Origin of the sequence: Leucothrix mucor DSM 2157, assembly GCF_000419525.1 — a bacterium.
GTDB lineage: Bacteria > Pseudomonadota > Gammaproteobacteria > Thiotrichales > Thiotrichaceae > Leucothrix > Leucothrix mucor.
Genome location: NZ_ATTE01000001.1, coordinates 4365357 through 4381798, shown reverse-complemented (window position 1 = coordinate 4381798; position 16442 = coordinate 4365357). Strand labels below are relative to the sequence as shown.

At 48.0% G+C, this 16442-nt stretch carries 14 protein-coding genes; 9 read left to right on the top strand and 5 right to left on the bottom strand.

Translation table 11 applies throughout. The features are described from left to right. Window positions 1-21 precede the first annotated feature (21 nt). The 4 genes from LEUMU_RS0119930 to LEUMU_RS0119915 form a co-directional block, all read right to left on the bottom strand. Window positions 22-984 carry a D-2-hydroxyacid dehydrogenase family protein gene (locus tag LEUMU_RS0119930; RefSeq protein ID WP_022954066.1) on the bottom strand — a complete coding sequence of 321 codons (963 nt, stop codon included), beginning with the start codon at window positions 982-984 and terminating at the stop codon, window positions 22-24. Between the two features lie 146 nt (window positions 985-1130). After that, window positions 1131-2228, bottom strand: coding sequence for a 4-oxalomesaconate tautomerase (locus LEUMU_RS0119925; protein ID WP_022954065.1), 1098 nt, complete (start codon window positions 2226-2228; stop codon window positions 1131-1133). Between the two features lie 2 nt (window positions 2229-2230). After that, complete coding sequence (locus LEUMU_RS0119920; RefSeq protein ID WP_022954064.1) at window positions 2231-4249, bottom strand: tripartite tricarboxylate transporter permease; 2019 nt, start codon at window positions 4247-4249, stop codon at window positions 2231-2233. A 76-nt stretch (window positions 4250-4325) separates the two neighbouring features. After that, complete coding sequence (locus tag LEUMU_RS0119915) at window positions 4326-5420, bottom strand: Bug family tripartite tricarboxylate transporter substrate binding protein (protein ID WP_022954063.1); 1095 nt, start codon at window positions 5418-5420, stop codon at window positions 4326-4328. Between the two features lie 121 nt (window positions 5421-5541). On the opposite strand from LEUMU_RS0119915, the gene LEUMU_RS0119910 reads away from it, so the two are divergent. From LEUMU_RS0119910 to LEUMU_RS0119890, 5 genes are all read left to right on the top strand, one after another. Next, window positions 5542-6222 carry a response regulator transcription factor gene (locus LEUMU_RS0119910; RefSeq protein ID WP_022954062.1) on the top strand — a complete coding sequence of 227 codons (681 nt, stop codon included), beginning with the start codon at window positions 5542-5544 and terminating at the stop codon, window positions 6220-6222. Next, window positions 6219-7616 carry a sensor histidine kinase gene (locus LEUMU_RS0119905; protein WP_022954061.1) on the top strand — a complete coding sequence of 466 codons (1398 nt, stop codon included), beginning with the start codon at window positions 6219-6221 and terminating at the stop codon, window positions 7614-7616. The genes LEUMU_RS0119910 and LEUMU_RS0119905 overlap by 4 nt, the downstream gene beginning before the upstream one ends. Before the next feature lie 25 nt (window positions 7617-7641). Then, window positions 7642-8724: an AbrB family transcriptional regulator gene (locus tag LEUMU_RS0119900; RefSeq protein WP_022954060.1), complete on the top strand. Its 1083-nt coding sequence runs from the start codon at window positions 7642-7644 to the stop codon at window positions 8722-8724. Window positions 8725-8806: 82 nt separating this feature from the next. Next, a complete protein-coding gene (locus tag LEUMU_RS0119895) occupies window positions 8807-10417 on the top strand; it encodes a sensor domain-containing diguanylate cyclase (RefSeq protein ID WP_022954059.1) in 1611 nt (536 codons plus the stop codon). Further along, window positions 10417-12012 (top strand): diguanylate cyclase domain-containing protein, encoded by a 1596-nt coding sequence (locus LEUMU_RS0119890; RefSeq protein ID WP_022954058.1) that lies wholly within the window; start codon window positions 10417-10419, stop codon window positions 12010-12012. The genes LEUMU_RS0119895 and LEUMU_RS0119890 overlap by 1 nt, the downstream gene beginning before the upstream one ends. Before the next feature lie 10 nt (window positions 12013-12022). On the opposite strand, the gene LEUMU_RS0119885 is transcribed toward LEUMU_RS0119890, so the two are convergent. After that, window positions 12023-12850 carry a metallophosphoesterase family protein gene (locus LEUMU_RS0119885; RefSeq protein ID WP_022954057.1) on the bottom strand — a complete coding sequence of 276 codons (828 nt, stop codon included), beginning with the start codon at window positions 12848-12850 and terminating at the stop codon, window positions 12023-12025. A gap of 283 nt (window positions 12851-13133) precedes the next feature. On the opposite strand from LEUMU_RS0119885, the gene LEUMU_RS0119880 reads away from it, so the two are divergent. The 4 genes from LEUMU_RS0119880 (at window position 13134) to LEUMU_RS0119865 (ending at window position 16329) form a co-directional block, all read left to right on the top strand. Continuing rightward, window positions 13134-13757, top strand: coding sequence for a DUF4360 domain-containing protein (locus LEUMU_RS0119880; protein WP_022954056.1), 624 nt, complete (start codon window positions 13134-13136; stop codon window positions 13755-13757). A gap of 215 nt (window positions 13758-13972) precedes the next feature. Continuing rightward, window positions 13973-14590: a DUF4360 domain-containing protein gene (locus LEUMU_RS0119875; RefSeq protein ID WP_022954055.1), complete on the top strand. Its 618-nt coding sequence runs from the start codon at window positions 13973-13975 to the stop codon at window positions 14588-14590. 247 nt (window positions 14591-14837) lie between these two features. Further along, window positions 14838-15461 (top strand): DUF4360 domain-containing protein, encoded by a 624-nt coding sequence (locus LEUMU_RS0119870; protein WP_022954054.1) that lies wholly within the window; start codon window positions 14838-14840, stop codon window positions 15459-15461. 244 nt (window positions 15462-15705) lie between these two features. Then, entirely contained in the window at window positions 15706-16329 is a 624-nt protein-coding gene (locus LEUMU_RS0119865; RefSeq protein ID WP_022954053.1) for a DUF4360 domain-containing protein, read from the top strand. Window positions 16330-16442 lie beyond the last annotated feature (113 nt).

The window sequence follows — 16442 nt, the reverse complement described above, 5'->3', positions numbered from 1 at the left end:
CTGCTAACTGCTAACACTACTTTAGTTAGCCAAATTCTCCGGCTTACCTTCGGCAAACTTCACCACATTATCAAAAGCAATACTAAAATACAGCTGGTAACCACCCTGCTCTACATAACCCAAATGTGGCGTCGCCAATACATTCGGCAAACCCAATAATGGCTCGTTAGATAAATAAGCCGGTTCATTTTCAAATACATCCAGTGCAGCAAAGCCCGGTCTCTTTGCTTCTAGCGCCGCTAGCAATGCGCCCGACTCAATCAGCTCTGCTCGGCTGGTATTCACGATTAAGGCATCACGCTTCATTTGGGCAAGGTCATCCGCAGTGACACAAGCTCGGGTAGCATCATTTAAGCGCAGGTGTAGCGATAGCACATCCGAGTTTGCAAAGAATGCCTGCTTAGATTCTGCCGCCTGAAAGCCATCACTCATCGCTTTCTCGCGAGAAGGCTCACGCCCCCAAACCAGTATATTCATGCCAAAGGCTTTGCCGTATTGCGCAATGCGCTGACCAATCTTGCCATAGCCCCAGATACCCAGCGTCAGCCCATTTAGCGCGCGTCCCAAACCCAATGGGCCGGAATGCTGCCAGCGGTTTTGCTGGAAGTTTTCTGCATAAGGAACAATGTGTCGGCTGGATGCCATGATTAAGGCCCAGCACAATTCGGCGGGTGCGACCGGTGAGCCGCGGCCTTCGGCGACGGATACGCCGTGTGCGGTACAGGCGTCTAAATCAAGATGATTACTGATTTTACCGGTCTGGCTGATCAGTTTGAGATTAGGTAATTGGGCCAACAGCGCGTTATCAATAATGGTACGTTCGCGAATAAGCGCTAAGGCTTCAAAGGGCTTCAGGCGCTCAACCAATTCATCTTGCGATTGAGGTGGCGTGGTGAACACCGTCACTTCGTGATCGGCCAACTCACTGAAACACTCCAGCTTGCGAACCACATCCTGATAATCATCCAATACTGCAACTTTCATACGCCCTCCATACCAAAATTAAGTTGTTAATTTTTAACATTAATCCGCGCAGCTAGCCATCAGGGGTTTAGAGTATGAGGATTTTACGGCGGGATTTTAAAAAGCCCCCGGTAGAACGCCATAGAGCGCCTACCAGGGTTAAAACATTATTCCCAAACAGCTGCGGGAATCATAATCTCACCACGCATCAGCAAACGCGCAGTACGCAAAATGCCAGCACTGTTGAGTTCAAACACACCCTCAGTAACGGAGTAATCAGCGATTACGTCCATCTGGCCCATCGGGTGCTCAATCACTACATGGCCTGGGTTTTCAGCATTTAACGATTCAAGCCCTTCAGCCACAGTACCCGGTGCCAAGGTGCAACTGGCAATACAGATACCGCCCGTCACTGCCATGGATGGATGACAACTCCACGGCATAAAGTAACGTGCTGCAATATTGCCACCATTAGCCGGGCTGGCCACTATGGCCATTTTAGGCACGACTTTTTCAGTCACATCGCCAAGCCCCATGCGCTGTCCAGCTTCGATGCGCATAGCTTCCATCCGCGCAGTGAGCTCAGTCATGGCATCAATTTCAGCGGCTGTTTCATGACCACTTAAACCAAGGTCTTGTGCTCGCACAATCATCATGGGTACGGCCACATCAATCAAAGTGACATCCACCTCATTGATCTGCTCTTTGGCGTTACCGGTTGGGAATAAGGCACCCGTTTTAGAACCAACCACACCCATAAACTTCAGCAGAATCGGTGCTGCTGTTCCCGGCACGCCATCAATACGAGCCGTACCGGAGTATTCCACAGAAGGCACTGGCAGCTTTGGTGTTTGCACAATGGCTTCGACCAAGGCACCGGTATTCACCGAGCGAATTTTAACCTCAGTGACACCGGGCTTTGCTGTCACCATGCCCATACTGATAGCGGCTGGCCCCACACCTGCCAGCATATTGCCACAGGTGGGAGAAAAATCGACGCGTTGCTCAACCACATTCACTTGCGCGAAAAAGTAGTCAACATCGGCCCATTCATCTTGCGAAGGTGACACCATCACCACCTTCGTGGTGACCGCTGCACCACCACCGATGCCGTCAATATTTAAGGCATGACCGGAGCCAACAGCGGCAATTAACACCTTCGCCAATTGATCAAGGTCTTCCGGCAAATGATGGCGGTTGAAATACGGCCCTTTAGAGGTACCGCCACGCATCAATAAACAAGGAATTGCGACTTGTGCAGACATAGTTATATTCCTCGTAACGGCCAAGGTAACTCAACCATTTCCTGCAATAAGCCAGGTGGGAAGTCACGGTTTAGCATGTAAGCGACAAAGATCAGGAAGCCAACACCACATACGGTTAGTGTCATGGTACGCATCCAGGTAGCTCCGCCACGGATTCTCAGGAAGCTAATGAAGAACAAAGTAATCGCAATAATGAATCCGAACAGCGCGGTTAAACCGAGCAGTGACAGGAACCATGCCAGTGTCTTCCACAAGCCATGCGGCGCTTCCGCTTCTTCACCACCCACCTCAACATCAAAGAACAGATTGTTAGTGGCAGGACTGCGGCGCATTTTGATCAGTAGTAAGCCCATTGCAAAGATCGCAAGGCAGGCAACCGTCAAAGGGAACACCTTATCAATCGTGACGCTCACCATCATTGAATCAACCAATGAGGCAATCAGGAATACGGAGATAAATGCAGCAAACCAAACAGCCGGCTTCTTATTCCACTCATGGTGAGTTTCTGGTGGGCGGATCGCTTTAGACTGACGCGCTCCCAACCAAACAGATGCCACCGTAATCACGGCTAAAACAAGTACAATCGGCGAGAAAATATATTCAAGACCATCGCCCATTTCACGACTAAATTTAGAGCTCGCAATCTGGAACGCCTGATAGGTATACACCTCTGCCTGACTCGCGAGTACAAAACCAATCAAGAAAGCAGGACGTGGCCAATCAAAGCGGCGCATGAAGATACCCAGTAAACCGATCGCGACCAATGCCACCAAATCCCAAAGGGTTTGACGAGACTGGAACGCCGCGAAGGTAATCATCATGAATAAGAACGGAACCAGTAACGGGAAGCGAATCGTCGTTAATTTGGCGATTCCGCCGGACATTAACAAACACAAACCGGCACCAAATACATTGGCTAGCGCAAGAGACCAAACAACCGTATAGGTAATTGGTAGGTCATTCGTCACCATTTGCGGGCCAGCATCGTAACCCAGCAGGATCATACCGCCGATAAATACAGCCATAGAGCCAGAACCCGGAATACCAAATAGCAAGGTTGGGACTAATCCACCCCCTTCTTTGGCATTATTTGAGCTTTCAGGTCCGATAACACCGCGAATATCACCTTTACCAAACTGTGATTTATCCTTCGCCGTTTGCATCGTATGACCGTATGCAATCCAGTCAACCACCGAGCCACCCAGCCCTGGTACCACCCCGACAATCACGCCGATGGTAGAACAACGAATGGAGAGCCAGCGATTGCGCCACCAGTCTTTCATGCCTTCAGTCCAGCCGGCACCCAATGTGGCATCTTTAGAGATCGCACGATCTTGACGCAGCAGAGAAACAATCTCAGGGATCGCAAAAATACCCAGACCGATAATGACCAACTGCAGGCCATCCATCATGTACCAGCTACCGAAATCCAAGCGCGAAGAGCCTTGAGCTGGCGCTTCACCAATGGTACCAACCAGCACACCCAAACAAGTGGCGACGATACCTTTTAACAAGCTGCTACCCGCCAATACACCGACCATCGAGAAGCCGAGCAAAGTCAGCATCAACAGCTCTGGCAAACCAAAGGCCAACACAATAGGACGAGCGATTACGACAAAGAAGGTCAGTACAAAGGCACCGAACAAACCACCAAATAAGGATGAGGTAAAGGCTGCGGCTAATGCGCGGGCTGCTTCACCTTTTTTGGCCAGTGGAAAGCCATCCAGAACGGTTGCCTGAGAGGCCGACGACCCCGGTATCCCCATGAGTACGGAGGCAAAGGTATCGGAGGTGGGAATGACCGCCACCAAACCAACCATCATCGCCAAGCCAGAAACCGGCTCCATACCGTAAATAAAAGGAAGTACTAAACTCAGACCGGCGATGCCGCCAAGCCCCGGAAATACTCCAACTGATAAACCCAGTAATACGCCAACCATCAGCCAGCCGATCTGCTCAAATGTGAAAATGAGCGCGAACGCCTCCGACAGGGCTGGCAATGCAGTCCCTAAAATATCCATGTGATTTTACCTGAGAAGCAGGATTCAGAATGCAGCGGCCGAGATAGCCGCTGCAGATTAACAAGGCATCGTTAGCTTATAACTTGATGCCGTAACGCTCTTTCAACCAAGACTTAATCCATGCCTTAGTTTCAGGGGTCACTTCAGTCCCCTGTTTTTTGAACTCTCTGGCATCATCGCCAGTGGCTTGCTCATATACGCCTAGCAATTGCTCAGACTTCTTTCTGAAGTCAGGCTGGCCGATAACGGCTTTAAACGCAGCCGCATAAGCATCAACGATTTCCTGGTCGGTATCTTTTGGCAGGAAAACCATCTTTTGAGCAGGGAAACCCGCTACGAAAAATGCTTTCCATGCATCCCAAGCTTCACCAGATGGCTCTTCACCTTTGATCTGCGTATACACTTCTTTGAAGGTTGGAACATCAGGGAATGTAGGATCACGAACGATCTCGCCTTTCACATTCAATGCGCCCCAAGTCATGATTGGGAAGGCTTTGCCCTCTTCAACCAATGGGCTCACTTTTGATAAGAAAGCACTGGAGGTTTGATAATCGATATTCGCTTCACCACGCTCAAACATCAGACGACCATCGCCACGGCCTTTGATACCAAACACAGGATCAACCTTCATGCCCAACATAGACCATGCCAGCAGCGGAATCAGATCAAGACGGGTCGCGCCCTGAGAACCGAAGATAAAGTTAGTATCTAAAATGGACTTAGGGTCTTTTTCCCACTTTGCCGCCAGATCAGCTGGCAGATACGCAACACCACCCGTTGAAGAAGCCAACACCACTTTCCAGTCTGCGTAGTCAAACTTCACACGTCGATCGTCTAACAGGTATGGGAATTGAGTAGAACCGGAGGTTCCAAGAATGGTTAGACCATCATTTTTTGCACGGGATGCAAACCAGTTTGCGCCTTTAGTAGAGCCGGCACCTGGCATATTCTTAACAACAACCGTTGGCTTACCTGGCAGTTGCTCAGCCAGTAATGGGGCATAGAAGCGCGCCCATTTATCAGATCCGCCGCCTTCAGAGAACGGAATAACGAAGTCGATAATTTTGCCTTCAAAGTTAACTTCCGCCATTGATACGGAGACGCTGCCCAGAGCCATTGCACCTAACACAGCTTTCAATAAGGTACGACGAACAAAATTCACTTGTTTCATAATTTCCTCCTCAGGAATAATAACTACAGCCAAATAAACTCATTTTGCGGTTTGCTTATCCGACTTATGTGTTACATGATATCTAGCGAAGCTGTCAGAAAGCTGTTGGGAGAAAATTTTCTTGAGAATCGTATTAATCGAAGACAATGTGATGCTTGCCTCAGGTATTCGTAAAGCCTTGCAGGATGATGGCCATTCGATAGAAATGTTTACTGATGGTGCAGCAGCAGACCGCTATCTTGAGTTTGAAGGGGCTGATATTGCCATTATCGATATTAACCTACCCGGAATGGATGGCATCACCCTCACCCGCAGGCTGCGCCAACGTAAGCAAACCTTTCCCGTTATTATGCTGACCGCCAACAGCGAAACGCCGGATCGCGTTAAAGGATTGGATGCCGGTGCCGACGATTACCTAATCAAACCCTTCGCAATGGCCGAGCTGGAAGCGCGAATTCGTGCCTTATCAAGACGCCGACCAGAACTCGCGCCAGATCACGAAACCATTGGAAAACTCACCTTAAGCCGCCGCGCCAGACGCCTGTTTTATAGCGATACTCAGGAAGAGATTGATTTATCGCGTCGTGAGTTAGTGCTGTTTGAAACCCTATTAGAGCGACAAGGCCAGTTTATTTCCAAATCATCGCTAGCCGATACGCTCTACGGAGTGGGCGCAGATGTGGAAATGAATGCGGTCGAGCTACAGGTTTCCCGTTTACGCCGACATTTAAAAGGCTGCGGTATTGCGATTCGTACTGCACGTGGCATTGGCTACATGTTGGAAGCGGAAACAACTGCGTGAAACTCAGCACCCCGTCACTACGGACACGACTACTCAAAGTCATCATTATTCCTCTGATGATATTTGTACTGATTCTGACCGCGATCCGTTATTACGAAGCGCAGGAAACCGCTAAGGCCATTTACGATAAAGCGCTCAACTCGATCGCTCATGTGATTGTCAGAGACGTGCTATTAAGTGAAGGTGACCTACTAACCGAGCGCTTACTGGAAACCCTCACCGAAGTACTGGGTGATCAAATTTTTTATCATGTTAATAGTGAGAACGGCCAGCTCAATACCGGCTACAGCAATCCACCCAGACCGAAATCTGACAGCTTTAAAATCACCAACGAACCATTTTTCTATAACCAGACCTATAATGGCGACCCTGTGCGAGCGGTCACTTTTCGGGAATTTATCTCCACCACGCCCTATGAGGGTTGGGTGAGAGTGAGTGTGTGGCAAACCATTGAGCAACGTCGCTATCTGGGCTTATCGCTCGCCGCTTATGCGCTTACCTTGCTGACCCTACTGACTATTGCGACCGCTCTGGTGGTTTGGTTTGGCGTTAAATATGGATTGAAACCACTGACCGATTTGGAGGAAGCCATTAACAAGCGCTCTCCACAAGACATTAGTGATATCCAGCGCGCGGTGCCAAAAGAAGTCTTCAGTTTGGTGCAGTCCATGAATGGACTGTTTAGTCGCCTACGTAATTCCTTTGCTGAAAAAGATGCTTTTATCGCTAATGCCGCTCACCAACTACGCAACCCAATTGCAGGCATTCTTAGCCAAGCTGAAGCCGCTGAGAAAGTACGCGACCCGGAAGCCTTGCATGAGCGCGTGGTCGACGTGGCCAATGCGGTTAGGCATACCGCCCGCCTGACTCACCAACTATTATCCGTACAGCGCATTTCAGGTGGCTCCCCACAAAGCGGATTTGAATCATTTGATGTCGTTGAATGCAGCCGTGAAGTATTAGCACAATTTGCCCGCAAAAGTTATGACGCAGGCATTGCCATTGAGATGACCGGCGAGGAAGGGCCTGTCCTCGTCAAAGGCAATCCAATCCTGTTTGGTGAGGTATTGGAAAACCTGCTGGATAATGCACTGCGATACGGCAGTGCCAATGGTGGACCTATTACCACCCACATCAAACGAGGCAGAACCACGGTGACGATTAAAGTCAGAGACCGGGGTGCGGGAATTCCGGAGTCGTTTATGCCACATATTTTCGAGCGCTTTACGCGAGCTCAGCAAGACACTAGCGATGGTTGTGGCTTAGGGCTGGCAATTGCTCAGTCGATCATCAATAATCATCAGGGACAACTCACCATACAATCAGATACCATCGGCACCTGCGTGACAATTACGCTGCCACTAAACGATATGAGTAACGTGACAGAATCCTGACAGCTTACAGGGCTACTCTGCTGAAATGACAAACACTCTATTACGTCTGGGCCTCACCTTGGCCGTCGCGATGCTTTGCGGATGGTTGCTAACCAAGCTCCATATACCCGCCCCTTATTTACTTGGCAGCCTGCTGGGCGTCTGGGCCTTTGGAAAACTGGCTCGCGGCCCGATACCCAAACCTCAGGTGCCGCGCTGGTTTCATATCACCGTCGTATTGGGCTTAAGTGTTTTAATCGGTGCCACCTTTAACCCCGACATCATTCACAATGCCAGCGTTTGGACGACTAGCGTACTGGCGATGCTGTTGGCCACCGTGTTAGCGACCTCCGGCGGTTATCTGTACTTACGCAAACTGCGTGGCTACGATCCCATGCTGTCCTTGCTGTGCAGCCTACCCGGTGGACAAGCCGAAGTGATTGCCATAAGCCGCGACTTGGTGGAAAAAGATTATTTCGTGGTGTTTTGTCACTTATTAAGAGTGGTCAGTGTGTTCTGCTTGGTGCCCTTGGTATTGGCGATCAGCCAAGGCAGCGAAGGTGTGGCTAACTCTTATGTAGCTACCAATCAAATCCCCAGTATTTTCGAGCTGCCGCCGCTAACCTTGATTGAGTTTTTCGGCTTGGCGCTAGGCGGCTACTACATTGGCAAATGGATTCGCCTGCCTCTCCCTCATCTACTTGGCCCTTTGCTATTGAGTGCAATCGGACACATTAGCGGGCTAATCGAAATCCCCAGAATTCTGGAGTTTGTGATTCTGGCTCAAGTCACGATTGGTGGCGCAGTTGGGGCTAGGCTATCTGAGGTTAGCTTTCGGGAGCTATCTTCCTACTTCTTCGATGCGCTGTTTACGGCCTTTCTGATCATTGCCATTTATGGGGCATGTGCCTTTGGCTTGGCGCACTTTGCCGGTATCGACAGTATCAAAATGCTACTGGCCTTTATTCCCGGTGGTTTGTATGAGGTCACCTTACTGGCCTTAGTGTTTGGTTTTGATGTGGCGTTTGTCGGCTTTCATCACACCATTAGAATCATTCTGATCTTTCTGGCACTGCCGGTATTAGTGAAGTTCACGCAACGCAGCAAGGCGAATAAGAAAATGAGTTAAATACTTACCAGTAGTTAATCTTTGATTCATTAGCCGCTTGCTAGGCTGGCCCGATAATTACTAAAAGAATGTGCCCTTCTTAATGATGCAAGCCACGCTTAAACTTGACGATATCTACTCGGCACTTCAGGAAATTACGCCTGTGATGGTGGTCGGCATTGATTTAAAGTCGGGCAAACTCAACTACCAAAACACACGCTTCATTGAGAATCTGGTTGCCAACCCAGACATGCTTGAGGATGCGACCATCTATGACTTTGTCGATGACGAAAGCTATATCCCACTCGCTCAGCTATTAAGCGCAAGCCAGCACACGCCTACTCAAGAGGCGCAAATTGGGTTTATCGATAAACACCAGCACGCATTTCAAACGCAGCTTTACAGCTATATCAACCCCGATAATGCACAGCAGCTCTTATTATTTTTAGAAGATACCCGCGAGCAACACGTGCGGGATAATAATCTGGAAGTATTCCAGACAATATTCTCTTCGACCAGTGAATGGATTGCCCTGCTCGATCGTGACCTTAAGTACCGCATGATCAATCAAGCCTTTTTGCAAGGCCTGAGAATTCACGAGTCTGAGATTTTGCATCGCCCTGTGCAGGAAGTTCACCCTCAGCATGCCGAGAGTATGATCCCGCTGATTCAACAAGTGCTGGATGAGGGTAAAGTCACTCGACAGCAATTGCTCTGTAACCGCAAAGTAGGCTATTCAATTTTTCTGGAGTGCACTTACTCACCTTATTACGATGAAAACGGCAAAATTGATGGTGTCGTTATCGGCGCACGAAACATCACTGAGCAAGTCACGGCAGAGCAGAAAATGGCGTCGTCGCACAATCACTACAAGATGCTATTTCAATATTCGCCGGATATGTTGGCTTCCGTCAATTTAGACAGCGGCGACATTATTGAAAGCAACGCCATGTTCGCCCGCGTGCTTGGCTATCGTGCCGATGAGGTGTGCGGCAGCTCAATCTTCCGCTACCACGCAGGCCCTTGTAAGGAGACGCTGGCAGAGGCCATTGCTCTACTCAGCGAGCAGGACTCAATCTCCGATCTGGAGCTTTGCTTGTGCCATAAGAGTGGCGCGTTAATCTCCTCAAGCTTAAGAACCACACCGATGGTGGACCTGAAGCGCAATATCGCAATCTTTGTATGGCGCGATACCCGCAAACAAAAACAACTCGCCCATGACGCCTCTCACGACCAATTAACCAAGCTATTAAATCGTGCCGGCTTTATGGAGCAATATGAAAAAGGATTCCGTCAGGCGGATACCCGCATTCTCTGCTACTTTGATGTCGATAACTTTAAAACGCTGAATGATACCTATGGCCACCTGCTTGGTGATAACTTCTTAATCGAGCTGGCAGCACTCATGAGTCAGCACTTGTCTGCTTATGTGGTCGGTCGACTCGGTGGCGATGAGTTTGTCGCTATGCTGCACCAACACTCCATTGAAGAAAGCCATGACATCATGCAAGCGCTCAGCGATGCCATTCAGAACTGCGTGGATGCCAACCAGCAATACAGCGATAGCGGTTTAGGCGTGAGTATTGGGATAACACCCTACAGCCAGAATGAGTCGCGTCGGGTGGTGTTACAGCGTGCCGACAATGCCTGCTATGAATCCAAACGCCATGGTAAACACCAAATCACCATTTACGAAGTACAGGGGCCAGCCTAATGCGCGCACTCCCCCAAACTATTCAGGCGATTTCGCCGGTCATGACGATCTGTATTGATAGCAGCACGGGCCTGATTAGCTACCATAATCCACGGTTTCTGAAGCGCACCGGTTATGCCTCCGATCAGGTATTAAACCGCAGCATCTTCCAATTCATGCATGAATGTACCTTTATCCAACTGGCCAAAGCGCTCAAAGATATTAAGTACAACAGCTCCCTAACATTGAAAGTCGGGCTTAAAGACATCAATAACCAGCGAATTGATTGCCAACTGCAGATCAGCCGCCGTTCTGAAGATGATTTTCTGATCTACCTGTTTTTTATCGACAACCAAAAGCAGCTGCAAAAAGACAATGAGCTTGGGGTTTACCAACGCATTATCTCCTCATCACAGGAAATGATGTCTTTGGTGGATAGGCAATATCGTTATGTGATCGTCAATAACTCGTATCTGAGACATTTTCAGCTCAAAGAACAAGATATCATTGGCAAAACCGTTTGGGAGATACAGGGCGACAAAGCCCCTCGCATTGTCCAAAAGCTGGATGAAACCTTCAAGTCCGGAGAAAAAAATCGCTTTCAGACTAAGATTTATAATCCGGGAACGCAGTCTGCGATGCACATGGACTGCTTGTACGTGCCCTACTACAACAAATCAGATGAGATCACCGGCATCGTGGTTAGCGCGCACGATATCTCGGATGCCAAGCGCACGGAAGATGCCATTAGCTCGTCCAACTCCTATTATAAGGCGCTGTTTCAATACTCGCCTGATTTGCTGGCGTCTGTCAGTCTCGAAACCGGCCGTATTCTGGAAGCCAACCAAACACTGGAAAGTGCGCTGGATTATGATGAAGGCGAGCTCACCGGACAGCACTTGTTTAAGTTTCATGGCAAGGCACACAAAAAAGTGTTGGCCGAAGCCATTGTTGAGCTATCCAATAATCACCCGATTCACAGCTTAGCCGTTTCTTTAATTGCTAAAGATGGCAGCACAATCTCAGCTGATTTGAAAACCACACCGGTGATTGATGACCACAAGCGCATTGCCATTTTCGTCTGGCGCGACACGCGTTATCAAGAGAAGCTCGCCTATAAAGCTGCGCATGATCCGCTGACTCATTTGCTGAATCGCTCAGGCTTTATGCCGCTACTGGAAAAGCCCTTTGGCATATCTGAGAAACGCGTGCTGTGTTTTCTGGATATTGATAACTTTAAGAAGCTGAATGACAGCTGCGGGCATTTATCGGGTGATCAGTTCCTGATTGATATCGCCGACCTGCTGCGCCATAACATCAGTGATAACGATGAGCTATGCCGCTTGGGTGGGGATGAATTCCTGCTGTTAATTCGCAATCAGACCTTAGAGCAAGCCAATAAGCTAATGCGGGTTATCCTGCTAAAGATTAATGGACTGATTAAAGGCTCTCGTAAATACCTCAAGGCAGAGCTTGGCGTGAGTATCGGAGTTACGACCTTCAATACTAATGAAAGTAGCCGCACCGTACTCACTCGTGCGGATAAAGCCTGCTACGAGTCCAAGCGTAATGGTAAGAACCAGGTCTCAATGTTAAAAGAGCCGGTGACTAGCTAAATCCCACCCTTTAAAACCGCTGTAGCCGCTTGGTTTTAGCATCGACCTCATAAAACGGCACACCAGAACTGTGAGTACTGGTACCAAACACCTGAACCACATCAATCCCATGCTTACGCTGTTCCTGATCTAAGCGCTTCTCTACATGGTTATGCCCAAATAGTAAAATATCTACCTTATTGGCTATCATGCTGTGCAGGCGATTACGGTCGTGTAACTGCATTGCCCGAAAGCGAAAGCTAAACTGAAAGGGGTGATGGTGCATATAGAGAATGATAGTGGCGCTCGGCGACTTTTGGCGAACCTGCTTAATCGCAGCATCCAACTCAGTTAACTGTGAGGCGCCTAGCCAACCGGCAGCGGTAAAGCTTTGCCATAACCTAGCGTACCAACTCAGACTAAATACGCCCTGCATGGTATCCAGTCCTATAAAGTAGTAATCATCAAAGCGATTCACCAGTGGGTAATTCCACTGACCGTTATGAACATTCTGAGCGCCGGGATGCGAGTCAGATTTGCGGGTTGTGAGCTTCAGGGCAAACTCGTTATACAGCTTACGGGAGTTGTAATCATCCGATAACCCTGTCTTGCCATAGTCATGATTCCCGGGACACATCAATATAGGGAAGCCTGCATTGTGCAGTCGAAACAGAACCTTCTCCGCCAGCTGATATTGATACTGCTGACCATCGTGCACAAAGTCACCGGTAATCAGCAGTAATGGCTTCTCTCGCTGCGAGGCATAGCGCTTCAGAATTTTATCCACCAGCTTAACCGCTAGCTGGTTACGGGTTGCGTGCTCACCAATGTGCAAATCACTTATGTGTACAAACTTCATCCCCACTCCTTAGGTCGTCCAATCATTTGGGCTGCTAGCACTCTTTATATAGTAGCGCTGAGGTACTGGCAAACCTACTGGTGGGCTTGGCGCTATCGCTGCCGCATTTACGTCTTCAAACCTTTTTAAATAATTTTATATTTTTGTGAGCCCCTTTTTAAATTATTTGCGCCTTATAGGGTAAGCGCATTAAAAACTGACTGTTAATTACAATCAAGCAATTAGCTTTTAAAGCAGCATTTAAATTAATTATTAAATCACATTTTTATTCGGGGATACTCTCATGATCAAGCAAACTAAAACATTATTAGCAACTGCCGCATTACTCGTTGTTGCATCTCAATCTGCTTTTGCAAATGTTAATACGGGTGGCGTTACCATTGAAGGTGTTGGTTATGCCGGTAACGGTTGTCCTGCAGGTTCTGCATCAGTCGTACTGTCGCCAGATAAGAAAAGTGTCTCAGTATTGTTTGATGATTACATCGCTGAAGCCGGTGGCCCAGGCCAACGTACTTTTGACCGTAAAAAGTGTGATATCGCTTTCGGACTAAAAATTCCAAACGGCATTAGTGTTTCAATGATTGACGCTGACTACCGTGGCTTTACTGACCTGCCACGCCGTGCTCAAGCAACCTTTACTCGTGATTACTTCTTCGCTGGTGCTCGTGGTCCAAGCCTGAAAAAGACTTGGAGAGGTTCACAAAGTAACGACTTCCTGATCAAAGATCGCATGGGTGTAATGGCTAACGTTTGGTCTGCTTGTGGCGCTGATGTCGTACTTCGCTCTAAGACTGCAGCAACAGTTCGTACACAACGTGGTAACGAAGCACTGATGATGGTTGACTCTGCCGACCTGAAAACTAACACCGTATTCCGTTATAACTTTGCTTACCGTGCTTGTCGCTAAGCGATACGCCAAATAGCTAACGCTTTAAAAAGCCACAAATATTAAATTGTTTGTGGCTTTTTTATGCCTGTAAACAAAGTAATTTTATTTTTGAGCCTTTTTCGTAAGAGAATGCGCTATATATAAGTAAGAGCAGCAATACAGTTTAGTTACTCGCTCTAACCACCAGGTCTTGGTGTCACGTTTTTTTAATTTGGATTAGAGGGATACTTATCATGATTAAGCATACTAAAACAATTCTTGCCACTTCAGCATTATTGTTGGCTTCTCAGGCGACGTTTGCAGCCGGTACCAGCGATGTCAGAATTCAGAACGTAGGTTATGCCGGTAACGGTTGTCCTGCTGGCTCTGCATCGGTTGTTATCTCCCCCGATAAGCAGAGCGTATCAGTACTGTTTGATGAGTACATTGCAGAAGCCGGTGGCCCTGGCCAACGTACCTTCGACCGTAAAAAGTGTGACGTTGCCTTCGGCTTAAAAATACCAAGCGGCCTAAGTGTTTCACTGATCGATGCAGACTATCGTGGCTTTACCGACCTGCCTCGTGGTGCTCAAGCCACCTTTACCCGTGATTATTTCTTCGCAGGACAAACAGGTCCAAGCCTGAACTCACGCTGGAACGGCAGCCGAAGCGATGACTTCTTAATTAAAGATCGCCTGGGTGTCATGGCTAACGTTTGGTCGCCTTGTGGTGCTGATGTGATTTTGCGCTCAAAGACAGCCGCCACGGTACGGACTCAACGCGGCAATGAAGCCCTAATGATGGTCGACTCAATCGACTTACGTACTAAAACGGTATTCCGTTATAACTTTGCTTACCGCTCTTGCCGCTAAGCTTATAATATCCGAATTAATTCGGGGAGAAACTGGCCGCAAAGATTAATTCTGTGCGGCTTTTTTTATGCCTGAAATTATTAAATGGCCTATTTAAAAATTAATTGAAATTTAATGACCCTTTTTATCTGATATTTGCGCTTACTAAGATAAGAGCAATGATTTTTAAAACATTCAAAAATGATTGCTCTCTGTTTCAATCAAGAAACAACACTCAATAAACTACTTGATTAGAGGGATACTTATCATGATTAAGCATAGCAAAACATTATTAGCCACTTCAGCCCTGATACTAGCCGTTTCACAAGCCGCAGTAGCAGCCCCAAATCTTGGTCAGATAAGAATTCAAAACGTTGGTTACGCCGGTAACGGTTGTCCAGCAGGTTCTGCCAGCGTGGTACTGGCTGCTGACAAGAAAAGCGTCTCGGTTATGTTTGATCAGTACATCGCAGAAGCCGGTGGCCGTGGCCAACGTACATTTGACCGTAAGAAGTGTGATATCGCATTCGGTTTGAAAGTGCCAAGCGGTGTGAGTGTTTCATTGATTGATGCAGACTACCGTGGCTTTACTGACCTGCCACGCGGCGCTAAAGCAACCTTTACCCGCGATTATTTCTTCGCAGGACGAACTGGTCCAAGCCTGACTAAAACCTGGAATGGCGCACGCTCACAAGACTACCTGATCCGCGATCGTTTAGGTGTATTTGCTAACGTATGGTCTCCTTGTGGTGCCGACGTGGTACTTCGCTCAAAGACTGCAGCAACGGTTCGTACACAACGTGGACGTGAAGCACTCAACATGGTGGACTCTGTCGATCTGAAGACTCGCACATTGTACCGTTATAACTTCCAATATAGAGCTTGTCGTTAATCGCTCAACCCGATTAACCACTCGTTTCACTGATATAGCAAGCCGCAGGGATTAATTCCTGCGGCTTTTTTTATATTTTCAACCGTCACTTATTTATTTAACAATTAATTTAAAATTAATGAGCTCTTTTATCGGAAATTTGCGCTTACTAAGATAAGAGTAATGACTTTTAAATCAATAAAAATGATTGCTCTGCTTTAAAAAGGGAACACCACTACATTAACTGATTCGAGGGATACTTATCATGATTAAGCATAGCAAAACATTATTAGCCACTTCAGCCCTGATACTAGCCGTTTCACAAGCCGCAGTAGCAGCCCCAAATATTGGCCAGGTTCGCATTCAAAATGTTGGTTACGCCGGTAACGGTTGTCCAGCAGGTTCTGCAAGCGTCGTACTGGCTGCAGACAAGAAAAGCGTTTCAGTTATGTTTGATCAGTACATCGCAGAAGCCGGTGGCCGTGGCCAACGTACCTTTGACCGTAAGAAGTGTGATATCGCATTCGGTTTGAAAGTACCAAGCGGCGTAAGTGTTTCATTGATTGATGCGGATTACCGTGGATTTACTGACCTGCCACGCGGCGCTAAAGCGACCTTTACCCGCGATTATTTCTTCGCAGGACGAACTGGCCCAAGCCTGACTAAAACCTGGAATGGCGCACGTTCACAAGACTACCTGATCCGCGATCGTTTAGGCGTATTCGCTAACGTATGGTCTCCTTGTGGTGCTGACGTGGTACTTCGCTCAAAGACTGCTGCCACGGTTCGTACTCAACGTGGACGTGAAGCACTCAACATGGTGGACTCTGTCGATCTGAAGACTCGAACATTGTACCGTTACAACTTCCAATATAGAGCTTGTCGTTAATCGCTCGCCCCGATTAACCACTCGCCCTCACTGGCAAGAAGAAAGCCGCGACCATGGATTGGTTGCGGCTTTTTTGTTATAACCCTCTCCACTTAGCCGCTTAATAGAAGGAT

Bases quoted from the DNA above. Each gene is read 5' to 3' on its own strand.
- LEUMU_RS0119875 (WP_022954055.1), top strand. From the start codon at position 13,973: ATGATTAAGCATACTAAAACAATTCTTGCCACTTCAGCATTATTGTTG.
- LEUMU_RS0119865 (WP_022954053.1), top strand. From the start codon at position 15,706: ATGATTAAGCATAGCAAAACATTATTAGCCACTTCAGCCCTGATACTA.
- LEUMU_RS0119930 (WP_022954066.1), bottom strand. From the start codon at position 984: ATGAAAGTTGCAGTATTGGATGATTATCAGGATGTGGTTCGCAAGCTG.
- LEUMU_RS0119920 (WP_022954064.1), bottom strand. From the start codon at position 4,249: ATGGATATTTTAGGGACTGCATTGCCAGCCCTGTCGGAGGCGTTCGCG.
- LEUMU_RS0119915 (WP_022954063.1), bottom strand. From the start codon at position 5,420: ATGAAACAAGTGAATTTTGTTCGTCGTACCTTATTGAAAGCTGTGTTA.
- LEUMU_RS0119895 (WP_022954059.1), top strand. From the start codon at position 8,807: ATGATGCAAGCCACGCTTAAACTTGACGATATCTACTCGGCACTTCAG.
- LEUMU_RS0119900 (WP_022954060.1), top strand. From the start codon at position 7,642: ATGACAAACACTCTATTACGTCTGGGCCTCACCTTGGCCGTCGCGATG.
- LEUMU_RS0119925 (WP_022954065.1), bottom strand. From the start codon at position 2,228: ATGTCTGCACAAGTCGCAATTCCTTGTTTATTGATGCGTGGCGGTACC.
- LEUMU_RS0119885 (WP_022954057.1), bottom strand. From the start codon at position 12,850: ATGAAGTTTGTACACATAAGTGATTTGCACATTGGTGAGCACGCAACC.
- LEUMU_RS0119890 (WP_022954058.1), top strand. From the start codon at position 10,417: ATGCGCGCACTCCCCCAAACTATTCAGGCGATTTCGCCGGTCATGACG.
- LEUMU_RS0119870 (WP_022954054.1), top strand. From the start codon at position 14,838: ATGATTAAGCATAGCAAAACATTATTAGCCACTTCAGCCCTGATACTA.
- LEUMU_RS0119880 (WP_022954056.1), top strand. From the start codon at position 13,134: ATGATCAAGCAAACTAAAACATTATTAGCAACTGCCGCATTACTCGTT.